Source organism: Kitasatospora sp. NBC_01250, from assembly GCF_036226465.1.
Taxonomy (GTDB): Bacteria; Actinomycetota; Actinomycetes; order Streptomycetales; family Streptomycetaceae; genus Kitasatospora.
Genome location: NZ_CP108476.1, coordinates 2,503,843 through 2,516,530, shown reverse-complemented (window position 1 = coordinate 2,516,530; position 12,688 = coordinate 2,503,843). Strand labels below are relative to the sequence as shown.

Annotated in this window: 13 protein-coding genes; 9 read left to right on the top strand and 4 right to left on the bottom strand. The window is 71.8% G+C overall.

The window, feature by feature from the left end:
* The first annotated feature begins 150 nt into the window (after positions 1–150).
* Positions 151–753, top strand: coding sequence for a superoxide dismutase (locus tag OG500_RS10410; protein ID WP_329579001.1), 603 nt, complete (start codon positions 151–153; stop codon positions 751–753).
* A gap of 52 nt (positions 754–805) precedes the next feature.
* Here OG500_RS10410 and OG500_RS10405 read toward each other — a convergent pair whose 3' ends face one another.
* Positions 806–1,120, bottom strand: a complete 315-nt coding sequence (locus tag OG500_RS10405) for a hypothetical protein (RefSeq protein WP_329578998.1) — start codon at positions 1,118–1,120, stop codon at positions 806–808.
* A 227-nt stretch (positions 1,121–1,347) separates the two neighbouring features.
* Here OG500_RS10405 and OG500_RS10400 point away from each other — a divergent pair, with 227 nt between their 5' ends.
* Complete coding sequence (locus OG500_RS10400) at positions 1,348–2,112, top strand: hypothetical protein (protein WP_329578995.1); 765 nt, start codon at positions 1,348–1,350, stop codon at positions 2,110–2,112.
* 664 nt (positions 2,113–2,776) lie between these two features.
* Here OG500_RS10400 and OG500_RS10395 read toward each other — a convergent pair.
* Both OG500_RS10395 and OG500_RS10390 read right to left on the bottom strand, forming a co-directional pair.
* Positions 2,777–3,244 (bottom strand): NUDIX hydrolase, encoded by a 468-nt coding sequence (locus OG500_RS10395; RefSeq protein ID WP_329578992.1) that lies wholly within the window; start codon positions 3,242–3,244, stop codon positions 2,777–2,779.
* Positions 3,231–3,599 (bottom strand): hypothetical protein, encoded by a 369-nt coding sequence (locus tag OG500_RS10390; RefSeq protein ID WP_329578989.1) that lies wholly within the window; start codon positions 3,597–3,599, stop codon positions 3,231–3,233. The genes OG500_RS10395 and OG500_RS10390 overlap by 14 nt, the downstream gene beginning before the upstream one ends.
* A gap of 73 nt (positions 3,600–3,672) precedes the next feature.
* On the opposite strand from OG500_RS10390, the gene OG500_RS10385 reads away from it, so the two are divergent.
* From OG500_RS10385 to OG500_RS10370, 4 genes are all read left to right on the top strand, one after another.
* Positions 3,673–4,611, top strand: coding sequence for a terpene synthase family protein (locus tag OG500_RS10385; protein WP_329578986.1), 939 nt, complete (start codon positions 3,673–3,675; stop codon positions 4,609–4,611).
* Between the two features lie 246 nt (positions 4,612–4,857).
* Positions 4,858–5,271, top strand: coding sequence for a hypothetical protein (locus OG500_RS10380; protein WP_329578984.1), 414 nt, complete (start codon positions 4,858–4,860; stop codon positions 5,269–5,271).
* Between the two features lie 581 nt (positions 5,272–5,852).
* The gene (locus OG500_RS10375) at positions 5,853–6,389 is read left to right on the top strand and encodes a SigE family RNA polymerase sigma factor (protein ID WP_329578981.1); all 537 of its coding nucleotides are present in this window, start codon (positions 5,853–5,855) and stop codon (positions 6,387–6,389) included.
* A gap of 42 nt (positions 6,390–6,431) precedes the next feature.
* Complete coding sequence (locus OG500_RS10370; RefSeq protein WP_329578978.1) at positions 6,432–7,655, top strand: hypothetical protein; 1,224 nt, start codon at positions 6,432–6,434, stop codon at positions 7,653–7,655.
* A gap of 19 nt (positions 7,656–7,674) precedes the next feature.
* Here OG500_RS10370 and OG500_RS10365 read toward each other — a convergent pair whose 3' ends face one another.
* A complete protein-coding gene (locus tag OG500_RS10365; protein WP_329578975.1) occupies positions 7,675–8,829 on the bottom strand; it encodes a serine hydrolase domain-containing protein in 1,155 nt (384 codons plus the stop codon).
* 197 nt (positions 8,830–9,026) lie between these two features.
* Here OG500_RS10365 and OG500_RS10360 point away from each other — a divergent pair, with 197 nt between their 5' ends.
* The 3 genes from OG500_RS10360 to OG500_RS10350 are packed head-to-tail and all read left to right on the top strand — an operon-like array spanning position 9,027 to position 12,579.
* On the top strand, positions 9,027–9,551 hold the full coding sequence (locus OG500_RS10360; protein ID WP_327066241.1) for a PadR family transcriptional regulator: 525 nt from the start codon (positions 9,027–9,029) through the stop codon (positions 9,549–9,551).
* Complete coding sequence (locus OG500_RS10355) at positions 9,548–10,237, top strand: ABC transporter ATP-binding protein (protein ID WP_329578970.1); 690 nt, start codon at positions 9,548–9,550, stop codon at positions 10,235–10,237. The genes OG500_RS10360 and OG500_RS10355 overlap by 4 nt, the downstream gene beginning before the upstream one ends.
* An 11-nt stretch (positions 10,238–10,248) precedes the next feature.
* Positions 10,249–12,579: an FtsX-like permease family protein gene (locus OG500_RS10350; protein WP_329578967.1), complete on the top strand. Its 2,331-nt coding sequence runs from the start codon at positions 10,249–10,251 to the stop codon at positions 12,577–12,579.
* Positions 12,580–12,688: the final 109 nt, after the last annotated feature.

Here is a 12,688-nt window from a genome sequence, read left to right as displayed (position 1 = left end):
GCCCGCGGGGAGTGCGTCCAGGTCGGCTGACAGGCCGACCCCACAGCTGACATGCTGATGCACTGTGGTGGCTATTGCAAGTGATGCGCAATAGTGTGTTCGCCGGCACGATCATCCGCGTGATCCACGTATGAAAGGGGCCGTGTCCTGATGGGCACCTACTCGCTTCCCGACCTGCCGTACGACTACTCCGCCCTGGAGCGGGCGATGTCCGCCGAGATCCTGGAGCTGCACCACTCCAAGCACCACGCCGCCTACGTCAAGGGCGCCAACGACACCATCGAGCAGCTCGCCGAGGCCCGCGACAAGGAGCAGCTCGGCGGCCTGGTCGGGCTGCAGAAGACGCTGGCCTTCCACCTTTCCGGTCACGTCCTGCACTCGCTCTTCTGGCAGAACCTCTCCCCGGAGGGCGGCGACCGCCCCGACGGCGCCCTCGCCGACGGCATCACCGAGCACTTCGGCAGCTTCGAGGCGTTCAGGAAGCAGCTCACCGCCGCCACCGTCGGCGTCCAGGGCAGCGGCTGGGGCATCCTCTCCTGGGAGCCGCTCGGCAAGCGCCTGATCGTCGAGCAGGTCTACGACCACCACGGCAACGTCGGCCAGGGCACCACCCCGCTGCTCGCCTTCGACGCCTGGGAGCACGCGTACTACCTGCAGTACAAGAACGTCCGCCCCGACTACGTGACCCGCCTGTGGGACGTCGTCAACTGGCAGGACGTCGCCGCCCGCTTCACGGCGGCCACCAGCGCCTGACGTACTGCGACGGCCCCGCCCGGCCCCCAGGGCGCCGGGCGGGGCCGCTCTGCTACTCGAAGGCGGCCCGGACCTGGCGGGCCTCGCTGTCCGCCCCGGACGCGTTGGGGTGCACGAAGGTGCACGCCTCACCGGTGCCGGGGATCTCGGTACACAGGCCGGCCGGGGGGTCCGTCTGGTCGCCCTGGCCGGTGAGGTCGTCCTTGACCCCGTACATCCACTTCTGCGCTTCGGGCGCGCACACCCCGTGGTCGACGCTGGGCCCGTAGGTGTCGACGTAGGTCGCACCGATGTCGGCGGCGTGCAGCGCGATCAGGCACCGAGGGCGGGCCGTAGAGCTTCGAGGGCGGCTGCGGGCCCAGGACACGTTCGCGCGCTGGGTGACGTGACCCGAGCTTCGGGGTTCGGGATCCGAGCGCTCTCTCTGAGGAACGGTGGGCGGCCATATCCCGCCCACCCACCCAATGCCTGTGTCGGTCAATGAATATGACTTATCGTCACGACTTGACTACGTCTGGCAATTGCGGTGTACGGTTCGCGCAAAGAAACGACCCCCGCCGGTGCTACCAACACCGAACGGGGGTCTGACCGAACTTGATCGAGATCGAGGTCGATCCAGTGGCTGTCTGCCACCCTACCGCCGCGCCCGGCTACGGCAAGCGTTCCGCGCCGTCCCAAAGCCCCCGCACCCAGCACGACTTCTCCCACCTTCCCGAACGCGAGGCCTACCTCGCCGCCTACATCGACCGTCTGCCCGACGGCGCGGCGATCGACACCAAGACCCTCGCCCGCGAGCAGCCCCGCTACGGCCAGCAGGCCGTCCGCTCCGCCCTGCGCAAACTCGCCGACCTCGGCCACCTCCTGCGCATCCGCGAGCGGGTCGGCGAAGGCGTCACCCGCTGGGTCTCGCGCACCTACTTTTCCCGCACCGCCCGCCCGGTGGTGTGGTGGCAACGCTTCCTCGCCGACCGCCGCACCGGCGGTAGCGCGGACCCCACCCCCGCGCCCCCTGCGCACTCCATCGCCTACCGTGCCCTGGCCTCCCTCGGCGCGGCGGACAAGCGGATGATGCTCTCGGCTCGCGAGTGCGAGGAGTTGGAACCCCTGGCGGCGGGCTGGTTCGCTCGCAACGTGACGGTCGAACAGTTCCGGTATGCGATGACGAACGGCCTTCCCGCCGCCGTGCAATGCGCCGGTGCCCTCGCCCGCAGACGGTTGGTGGACCGAATCCCGCCAGAGCCGGAGCACGTTGGCCCCCACCGCCGGGAGGCGTCACCCCGTCCGGCCGCCGACGTCCACCGCCGGGCCACCGAAGTCCGCGCCATCCTGCGGAAAAACAGGACGGCCGTGCCGGGGTAGAACCCACCGGAGTCCACCTGCGCGTCCTGAGCCGCCCCTTCCACTTGCAGCGGTGATCACCAGCCCGGCGCGGCCTGGCCGCGGCCGGTTACCAGGTGGTAGAAAAGTCGGCTCAGTCCTGATCGACAACGCAGGAGTACGGTGAGTCGAACCAGCACCACGTCCCCCTACGACATTCTGGACGAGGCCGACACGGCTCGTCGGCCCTGGCTGGTGCGGCGGGGCCTGGTACCCGAGTCCGCCCCCCAGCGCGGTCTGGCCCTCGGCGGATTCGTCAACCAGCTCGGTACGGCGGCCACACCTTCGACGTCACCGTCGAGAACGGCCGCCGGACCGCCTGGTGGCCCGGCAACGCACCCAAGCCCGGCGTCATCGACACGGCCACCCTCGCCTTCACCGACGGCACCACCCGCACCGTCACCGGGGCCTCCCTCTCCTCCCGGTAATGCGAGCAAGGCCGCTGTCCGAGAGATCCGGCAGGAACCTTGCTCGCTCTTTCGCATGCCTGTCGGAGCGACGCCGCCACTCCCGTTGGGATGAGTACTTTTCCGCGCCTCGCGAGCAGGCCGCCCAGGTGCTGGCCCGCTGGCGCGGCGAAGAGTGACCGCTGAGGCGCTGCCAAAGTCGGCTGTCTCGACTTTGGCAGCGTGCGAGCTGCGTCCACTCAGCGGATGACGGGGAACCGGCCGCACCGCCAGTCGTTCACCCGCTTGCGGATGCTCGTAACCATCGGCAGGCAGTCCACCTCGTCCGGGGTGAACCAGTCCACCTCGGACGACTCGTCCGAGATCCGCAGCTCACCGCCGACTGGGCGGCCGAGCAGGCAGATCGAAAACTCCTGACGCACCTCGCCGTCGTCGTACGCGAAGACGTGGCCCGGGTCGGTGTAGGTCCCGACGATCCCGGTGATCTCGATGTGGATCCCGGTCTCCTCCAGGGCTTCCCGCACACCGCAGTCACCTAGGGACTCGCCCAGTTCCATCTTGCCGCCGGGTAGCGCCCACATCCCGTTGTCCGCGCGCCGCTGCAGCAGTACCCGGCCATCACTGTCGACGACGACCACGGATGCTGCCGGCACCAGCGAGTTGGCCTTCGGTGCGTTCGGATCGTCCTCGAAGTCACGCCTCGGCATGATCTGCTGCCCCCCTCTCCCAGATGTTCCGCCCTCGACCCCACAACTCCTCGACGTGTTCCATGAATCGGTCGAACAGGCCGTCCGACTGCTGCCTGCGGAGGTGGAACATCGGGGAGTCGTGTCCAACCCGACGAGCCAGGATCGGAGTGGCGATCATGTCATCGTCGAAGCGAAATACCGAGAAGTTGACGTGCCCGGTCTCGTATCGCGCTTCGAGGCCGGGCACGGACCCGAGCTTCCGCAGCTCGCCGACCGTGACCGCGATCCTCATCCCGAGCGTGATCGGCACACCCTCTTCGATCTCCCGAGCGAGCGTGACTGGGCTGTCGGGGTCACCGAGGAGGAACCGCACTCGGCAGCCGGATGAGGACGACGCGGGTCGCGCCGGGCGTACTGCGGGACAGACGTGACCAACTCTGCACACCATGCCTCCATCGGTACCGAGCCGGACGGCAGGTGGCGGGCTGATGGCCGGTGTAATGGATTCCCGCCATACCGAGCTGTACGTCTCGGCCGCCACGTTCCTCACGCAGTACGGTCTCCACCCCGACCCGGCCGCCTACCTCGCGCACGGGTACGTGGATCTGTGTCTGGCCGGGTGGCCGACCGCGTCCGGGGGTGAGCTGGACCTCGCCACTCGCTGGGCGTTGTGGACGTGGCTCGTTGACGATGCCTTCGACAGGGAGCTGCTGGGCGAGTCACGGCAGGCGGTGGGGGAGTTCGCCCTGTCGCTCGTGCTGGTCGCCGGCGGCAGCGTGCGACCCGGGCCCGGCGATCATCCTGCTGTGCACGCGCTGGCCGATCTCGTGGCGGACACCCGGGTGATGATGCCCGTCCAGTGGCGGCAGCGGTATCTGACGCACCTTGAGGAGTGGGTGCACGCGGCCTGCGGCAAGCTGCTCGACTTCGTACAGTCGCACCGCACGCCCACCCTGCGCCAGTACCTGACGATCCGGCCCGCCGACGGCGGGATGCTGCTGGCCGCAATGTGGTGCGAGCTGGCCGAACGGTGCGTCACGCCCGACTGGAACGACGCGCTGGTGCAGTCGTTGTTGCGCAGCTTCTCGATGATCGGGTGCCTGGCCAACGATCTCGCCGCCGACGACACGGACACCTTCACTGCCGTCGACGCCCTGAGTAGCGCCCAAGGGCTGCGGGCGACCCAAGCCCACGAGCACGTGCGGGCGCTGCTCGACGCCGAGGAGCGCCGCTTCTGGTGGCTGTGCAGCGCCGTCCGTGATGACGAACTCGACCACGCCACCCATCGGTTCGCCCGAGCCCTGGACCGCTTCGGTCACGCCCTGACCACCTGGACTCCTACCAGTGCTCGTTACGCACCCACCGCCCCGCAGGCCCAGCGATGAGCGCGCCGTCCACCCAGCCTGAAGCGGCGCACCTCGAGCTTCGCGCCCTCGGCCGCCGGCTCGAAAGTCGGCGGAGTCGACTTTGCCGTCGCGCGCAGCATCTCAACTGCTGATCGTCGGCGAGGTGGACACCCCAGCCGACCACCGGGTGCGGCCCCGACTGCGGGCCCGCTGGACTGGGGGCAGCAACGACCGCCAGAGTGAGCAGGAGGATCCTCGGCCCGCTGAGACCTCGGGAGCATGGACATGGACCCATCGCGAAGGGGCGTGCTCGGGGCGGGCCTGTACTCGGTCGCCCTGACCATCCCCGGCTGGCAGGACGTCGTCGGACGGTTCGGCAGGCTCAGGACCGACCCGCACACCCGCATCGGCATGGCCGAGGTCGAGGCGGTGATGGCCATGACCGAGCGCATCAGCGAGATGGACGACCAGTTCGGCGGGCGGACCGCCCGGCCGCTGGCCGCCGCGTTCATGGTCAACAACATTGCCCCGCACTTGCAGGCCACCGCCTCGGAGGGCGTCCGCAAGGCCGTGCTGTCCGCCGCCGCGGACCACCTGTACCTGACCGGCTACATGGCCGTCGACGAGCGCTTGGACATGCTCGGCCAGAACTACTCACGAAGGCGCTGGAACTGGCCGGCGCCGCCGGCGACCACCTGACCTACTGCACCGTCCTTCGGGGGATGAGCGTGCAGGCCGTCGAACTCGGCCACGGCCAGGCCGCCCTGCGGTACGCCGACGCCGCGTCAGCCGCTTCACCAGAGGCGGGCCCGAGGATGCGGGCGTTCCTCGCCGGACAACAGGCACACGCGCTCGCCCGGATCGGCGACCGGCGAGGAGCGCTGACGATGCTCCATGCGGCGGAGGCCGCGATGGAACAGGCCGAGTCCAAGGCGAAGGCCCACGGCTCCTACGACCCCGCCTCACTCGCCTGCCACGTGGCCCAGGTGAACTACGAACTCGGCGACCGCGAAGGCGCGATCGCGCGCTGGAGCAGTCCGAGAAGGTCAGGCCGGACTGCTGGAGGAGGCTGTCCAGACCTGGCACCTCGCACTCGACGACTACCCGCATGTCCAGTCCGGCCGGGCCGACGACCGGTTCCGAGCGATGCTGGCCGCCATCAGACCGCACGCCCGGAATCCACGCGCTCGGGACCTCCTCGAACGCGCCCGGCCGATGGCTGCCTCGCAGCTCGGCTGAGGGCCTGGGACGCGGGGGCGGGGTCAGCGCGTTGAACGGGTATGGACCGCACAACGACGGGTTCCGGATCGCCGGAGCCGCTGGAATTCCGGGCGTTCGCCGCCGCGATGGGGCGACGGCTGGTGCGCACGGCGTATCTGCTGACCGGTGGTGATGCGCATCTCGCCGAGGACCTCGCGCAGGAGGCGTTGGGGCGGATCTACGGGAAGTGGCGCAGGATATCCCGGCTGGAGAATCCGGCGGGCTATGCGCAGACGGTGCTGTTCCACACCTTCCTCTCGCACCGCCGGCGGCGGGCGAGCACCGAGCAGGTCACCGATCGGTTCCCGGAGACGGCGGAGACGGCCGTCAGTGACCCGGATCCGGCGCTGCGGGTCACCATGCTCCGCGCGCTCGGGCAGCTGCCGGTGCAGGACCGTGCCGTGCTGGTGCTGCGGTTCTGGGAGGACCGCAGTGTCGAGGAGACCGCCGCGGTCCTGCGGCTCAGCGCCAGCGGGGTGCGCTCCCGCAGCAGCCGGGCGCTGGAGCGGCTGCGCGCGGTGCTCGGCGACCAGTTGGACGAGTTGCCCCACCCCTGACCTCACCTGACCGTCACGTCATTCAGAAAGGCCGGCTCCGCCATGCCCCTTGAGGACTCCATCACCGAACTCCTGCGTGAGGCCGCCGACCTCGCCCCCGACACCCCCGGCGAGCTGCTGGCCGACGGCGGTGAGCGGCGCGGTCGCCGCCGGGTCGCCCGGCGCCGGGCCGCCGCCGTGGCCGGCGGTGCGGCCGTGCTGACCGTGGTCGGCCTGGTCGCCGGCCAGCTGCGGCCCGGTGACGACCGGGTGGCACCGGCGAGCCGGCAGACCACCGCCTCTCCGGGGCCGCGGTCCGCGCTCGCCACCCTCGTGCCGCTGCTCCCGCCGGGGCAGACCAGCGAGCGGAGCAGCCCGGACCAGGTGACCGGCCCGGGCCCGACGGCGAGGCTCGTCTTCGACGACGGCCACGGCGCCACGCTGCTGCAACTGTCCACCGCGACGGTCGCCGTGCCGCTCGGCGAGGACACCGAGGGCACCCAGTGCCCGGACCCGTTCATGGTGCCCACCGAGGGCTGCACCCGGACCGTCCGGCCGGACGGGTCGATCCTGGTCGTCGACAGGTCGGCCCCGACCTCCAGCAACCCGGTCAAAAAGTGGAGCGCGGTGTACACCGGCATCGACGGGCGGCAGGTGCGGCTCGACGAGTACAACTCCCGTACGGTGGCCGCCCCGGTGACCCGGGCCGATCCCGCGCTCTCCGCCGAGCAGTTGACCGCGGTGGTGACCAGCAGCTCCTGGGACGGGCTGATCGCCGCGGCCCGTCCGGTCACCGCCCCGACGACCGGAACGCCCGCGCCGAAGGCTCCGCGGCCCGCCGACGTCCTGGCGACCGCCGACCGGCTGCTGCCCGCCGGTGTGCAGCACGACAACGGCGGGACACCGCAGACCACCGCCGGCGAGGGGCATCTGACGGTGACCGCCGCCGGGCGCAGCAGCGTGCTGGTGATCACGGTCGATCCACAGCTGGACCGGGGGGCCGGCGATCCCCGGGGCGCCTTCGAGGGCAGCGTCCGGGCCGGCCAGCAGCTGACCCGCGCGGTGAACGGCGGCAGCAGCGTGATCACCTCGACGGCCGTCGACACCACCGGCAGCGGCGGCCCCGCCACCGTCTGGACGGTCGAGGCCATGCTGCCGGACGGCACCGGGGTCAGCATCGCCGAGAGCAACGGCAGCAACGGCTACGACATCCAGGGCGGCGCACCCGTGCTGACCGTCGACCAGCTCACGGCCCTCGCCACGGACCCGAGCTGGCAGCAGCACTGAGCGGCCGTCACGCCGACCGTCAGGCGATCGCGGCCTGGTAGACGGCGCGGGCCAGCCGCTCGTTCTCCGGCGCGGGGCCGCCCGGGAAGGCGAAGCGGCGGCGGGTGTAGCCGTAGGCCAGGCCGGTGCGCGGGTCGCCGAAGGCGAGGGCGCCGGCCGCGCCGGCGTGGCCGAAGGTGTCCGCGCCCAGCGCCGGGTACTCCAGGCCCAGCGCCTGGAAGCCGAGGGCGTAGCTCGCCGAACCGCCCGCCACCAGATCCTCCCCGACCGACTGGGGCCGGGCGAAGTCGCGCACCGTGTCCGCCTTGAGCAGCGGGCCGCGGCCGTTGAAGCCGCCGAGCATCGCCGCGTACATCCCGGCGATGCCGCGCGCGTTGCCGACGCCGCCGACCGAGGCCGGGCTCTTGGCCAGCGCGGTGCGCGAGTTGACGAAGGCGACCAGGTCGAAGGCGGGGTCGGCGCTGGTGTTGAAGGCGATCGCCAGGCGGTTGTAGCGCCCGGGGTGGGCACTGGCGGCCATGGTGGCCTGCTGCTCGGCGGTCGGCAGCATGGGCAGCACGTCGCGGTGGCGGTGCCGCTCCGACTCCGGCAGGCCGAGGTAGAAGTCGAGACCGTACGGGGCCCGGACCCGCTCCTCGTAGAGCTCCTGGACGCTGCTGCCCGTCACCCGCCGTACCACCTCGCCGACCAGCGCGCCGATCGCCAGCGCGTGGTAGCCGTGGGCCGTGCCCGGCTGCCAGAACGGGCGCTGCCCGGCCAGTCGCTCGGCGATGATCCGGTCGTCGGCCAGCTCCTCGGCGGCGAAGCCGTCGTCCGCGCCGATCACCCCGGAGCGGTGCGAGAGCAGCTGGCGCAGCGTCACCGCGCCCTTGCCGTGGGCCGCGAACTCCGGCCAGTAGTCCGCTACCGTGCGGTCGAGTTCGAGCAGGCCCTCCTCCACCAGCAGGGCCGTGACCAGGTACGCGGCGCCCTTGGTCACCGAGAAGACACCGCTGAGCGAATCGCCGGTGACCTCGCCCGCCCACAAGTCGACCACCAGGCGACCGTCCTGATAGGCGGCCAGCTGCGCGCCCGGATCGACGGGCTCGGCGCCCACGAACGCCGCGAACTCCGCCCGCACCGCCTCGAACCCCTCGGCCACCGTCCCGTGGACCTCTCCTGCTCCCTGCGCCATGAAATCCCCCAAAGGTCGTCCGTAGCCGCCGGCCGTGATCACCGGCGCGCCAGGAGAACCCGGCCCTGTGCCGATTCATTCCAGGTGTCCGATCGCCTTTCCAGGCCGCGTCACGACATGACACACGATCAGGAGGGCCGGCAGGCAGCGGCGGAGTCGATTGACGCGGTGTACACACTCAGTGTAGACACTCGGTTATGACAGTTCCTCTCGCACTGCTCGGGCTGCTGGAACGGGAGCCGAGCCATGGGTATGACCTCAAGCGCGACTACGACACGTACTTCGGGCGGGGCAAGCCGCTGCTGATCGGTCAGGTGTACTCCACGCTCGGGCGGTTGGCCCGGGACGGGAAGGTGGTGGTGGGGCCGGCGGAGCCGGGGGCGGGGCCGGACCGCAAGCGGTACGTGATCACCGACAAGGGGGCCACCGAGTTGCAGAGCTGGCTCGCCGAGCCGATCGAGGCCGAACCGCACCTGCAGACGGTGCTGTTCACCAAGGTGGTGCTGGCGCTGATGCTGGGGCGCGACGCGGAGGCGTACCTCGACGTGCAGCGGGCGGCACACGTGCAGCGGATGCGGGAGCTGATGGAGATCAAGCGCACCGGTCCGCTGGTCGACAAGCTCCTCGCCGACCACGGGATGTTCCACCTGGAGGCCGACCTGCGCTGGATCGAGATCACCTCGGCCCGGCTCGGCGCGCTCAAGGCGGAGGTGCTCGGATGAGCGAGTTCCTGGTCGAGGCGCGCGAGGCGGTGCTCTCGTTCGGTCGGACGCCCGCGCTGCGCGGGGCGAACCTGGGGGTGGCGCGGGGGGAGATCCTGGCCATCATGGGGCCGAGCGGGTCGGGCAAGTCGACGCTGCTGCACTGCCTGGCGGGCATCCTGACCCCCGACAGCGGGGAGATCGTCTTCGACGGCCGGCGGGTGGACCAGCTGCGCGAGACCGAGCGCAGCGAGCTGCGGCGCGACCGGTTCGGGTTCGTCTTCCAGTTCGGCCAGTTAGTGCCGGAGTTGACCGCCGAGGAGAACGTGGCGCTGCCGCTGCTGCTCGGTGGCGCGCGTCGGTCCGCGGCGCTGGCCGAGGCGCGCGGCTGGTTCGAGCGACTCGGGCTGGAGGGTCTTCAGGGGCGCAGGTCGGGGGAGCTGTCGGGCGGTCAGGCCCAGCGCGTCGCGCTGGCCCGGGGCCTGGTGGCCAAGCCGGACGTGCTCTTCGCCGACGAGCCGACCGGGTCGCTGGACTCGCTCACCGGCGAGCAGGTGATGGAGCTGCTGGTCACCTCCGCCCGGGAGCAGGGCACCACCGTGGTCATCGTGACCCACGAGCCCCGGGTGGCGGCCTGCGCGGACCGCGAGGTCGTGGTGCGGGACGGCAAGGTCTCGGGGTTCTCGCTGGGGCGGGTGGCCTCGTGATACGCCTGGCGATGATCAGGCTCGGTCTGCGGCTGACGGTGGGCGGCGGACGGGAGGCGGCGGCGCGGCTGGCCGTCATCGCGGCGGCCACCGCCCTGGGGGTGGGCCTGCTGCTCAGCACGCTCGCCGCGACCAACGCCGTCACCACCCAGAACGACCGCAACGCCTGGCTCAACAGCGGGGGAGTCTTCGCCGGTTCGGGCGACGCCTCCGCCGAAGCGGGTGCCGCCGCCGGGTCCGTCGGCTCGACGGCGAGCCCGCAGGCGGCCACCGGCACCACCGGCGCGCGGGTGGACCCGCTGTGGTGGCAGATCGGCGCGGACAGCTACAAGGGCACCATCCTGGGCCGGGTCGATGTGGCCGCCACCGGGCCGAACTCGCCCGTCCCGCCGGGCATCCCGCGCCTGCCGGGCCCCGGCGAGTACTACGCCTCGCCGGCGCTCGCCGAGCTGCTGCGCACCGTCCCGGCCGCGCAGCTCGCCGACCGCTACCCCGGCCGCCTGATCGGCACCATCGGCGACAAGGCGCTACCCGGCCCGGACTCGCTGATCATCATGGTCGGCCACCGGCCCGACGAGCTCGCCGCCGGGCACCAGGCCCGCAAGCTGACCGCGATCTCGGGCCTCTCGCCGGCCGACTGCTCCAGCGGCTGTGTGGTGGGCACCGACCACAGCGGCATGAACCTGATCCTCTCGGTGGTGGCCGCCGCGCTGATCTTCCCGGTGCTGATCCTGATCGGCACGGCCACCCGGCTCGCAGCCACCCGGCGCGAGCAGCGGTTCGCCGCGATGCGGTTGGTGGGGGCGACGCCCCGGCAGATCTCGGTGGTCTCGGCCGTCGAGTCCACGGTGGCCACGGTGGCCGGTGTTCTGGTCGGCTTCGCCCTGTACCTCCTGGTGCGGCCGGAGCTGGCGTCGGTGAACTTCACCGGCACGCTCTTCTTCCGCGCCGACCTGGCGCTCAGCCCGGCCGACGTGCTGGTGGTCGCCCTCGGCGTGCCGGTCGCAGCCGCGGTCTCGGCCCGGATCGCGCTGCGCCGGGTGCAGATCTCCCCACTGGGCGTCAGCCGGCGGGTCACGCCGCGCCCGCCGCGGGCCTACCGGGTGATCCCGCTGGTCGGCGGCCTGCTGGAACTCGGCTACTTCATCGGCCGGCGTCCCGCGACCATCGACGGCCAGACCTACGCGTTCCTGACGGGGATCCTGCTGGTGCTGGCCGGGATCGTGGTCGCCGGGCCGTGGCTGACCATGGCCGGCGGCCGGCTGATGGCCAGGGGGACCAGCCGGCCGGACCGTCTGGTCGCCGGGCGGCGCCTGGCGGACGACCCGAAGGGCGGCTTCCGGGCGGTCAGCGGGCTGGTGCTGGCGCTCTGCGTCACCAGCGGCGCGGTCGGGGTGATCACCTCGATGGTCGCCGAGCGCGGCATTCCGGGCGGCAGCGCGGCGATCCGCAACACCCTGATCGCCGACTACATCGACTTCGACAACCAGGGCCGGCAGATCAACACGGTGACCCCGCCGCCGGACGCGGTGCTGACCGAACTGCGGGCGATCCCGGGCGTGCAGGGTGTGCTGGTCAACCACGAGGACCCGAGCTACGTCCGCGGGCCCGGCTACGGCGGCGGCCTGGTGACCTGCGCGCAGCTGGCCACCCTGCCGTCGGCCTTCGGCACCTGCCCGGCCGGCGCGCAGACGGCGGCGGTCAACTCGGCCTTCGACATCATCGGCCTGCAGGGCCCCGACGCACCGCCCTGGCCGACGGTCTGGCCGGCCGCCACGGACTCCGTCGCGCAGCTCCAGCAGGACACCCGGGTCCAGGAGATCGACGTGGCCACCGACGGTTCGACAGCGGCGATCGAGCGGGCCCGGACCCTGCTGGTGCGCGCCTACCCGGGCGAGAGCCCGCCCGTGACCATCGGCGAGGACCGCGCGCGCAGGGCGCAGGAACTCGCCGGCTTCCAGCGGCTGGCCGACGTGGTGATCGGCGTCAGCTTCCCGATCGCCGGCTGCAGCCTGGCGGTGAGCGTGGCTGGCGGTCTGGCCGACCGCAAGCGCCCGTTCAGCCTGCTGCGGCTGACCGGGGTGCGGCTGGCGGTGCTGCGCCGGATCGTGCTGCTGGAGAGTGCGGTGCCGCTCTTCGTGGTCGCCGCGGTGGCGATCGGGACCGGATTCCTGGCCGCCGCGCTCTTCCTGAAGGCGCAGCTCGACTACACGCTCCGGGCCCCCGGCGGCGACTACTACCTGATGGTCGTCCTGGGGCTGGCCGCCGGGCTCGGGGTGATCGCCGCCACCCTGCCGCTGCTGCGGCGGATCACCGGACCGGAGGTGGCCCGCAACGATTGAGCCAATCACCGCGAGGGTGCGCGCGGGTGCCGCAACGGTGTCCGGTCCTGGGGAGAGCTCCTGGGCCGGGCGCCGTTGCGTCGTATTCAGGCCGGATATCGGCCGGCTG

Coding starts and splice junctions, on each gene's coding strand:
- OG500_RS10355 (WP_329578970.1), top strand. CDS start 9,548: ATGAGCGAGTTCCTGGTCGAGGCGCGCGAGGCGGTGCTCTCGTTCGGT.
- OG500_RS10380 (WP_329578984.1), top strand. CDS start 4,858: ATGGACCCATCGCGAAGGGGCGTGCTCGGGGCGGGCCTGTACTCGGTC.
- OG500_RS10370 (WP_329578978.1), top strand. CDS start 6,432: ATGCCCCTTGAGGACTCCATCACCGAACTCCTGCGTGAGGCCGCCGAC.
- OG500_RS10350 (WP_329578967.1), top strand. CDS start 10,249: ATGATCAGGCTCGGTCTGCGGCTGACGGTGGGCGGCGGACGGGAGGCG.
- OG500_RS10365 (WP_329578975.1), bottom strand. CDS start 8,829: ATGGCGCAGGGAGCAGGAGAGGTCCACGGGACGGTGGCCGAGGGGTTC.
- OG500_RS10360 (WP_327066241.1), top strand. CDS start 9,027: ATGACAGTTCCTCTCGCACTGCTCGGGCTGCTGGAACGGGAGCCGAGC.
- OG500_RS10375 (WP_329578981.1), top strand. CDS start 5,853: ATGGACCGCACAACGACGGGTTCCGGATCGCCGGAGCCGCTGGAATTC.
- OG500_RS10385 (WP_329578986.1), top strand. CDS start 3,673: ATGCCTCCATCGGTACCGAGCCGGACGGCAGGTGGCGGGCTGATGGCC.
- OG500_RS10395 (WP_329578992.1), bottom strand. CDS start 3,244: ATGCCGAGGCGTGACTTCGAGGACGATCCGAACGCACCGAAGGCCAAC.
- OG500_RS10410 (WP_329579001.1), top strand. CDS start 151: ATGGGCACCTACTCGCTTCCCGACCTGCCGTACGACTACTCCGCCCTG.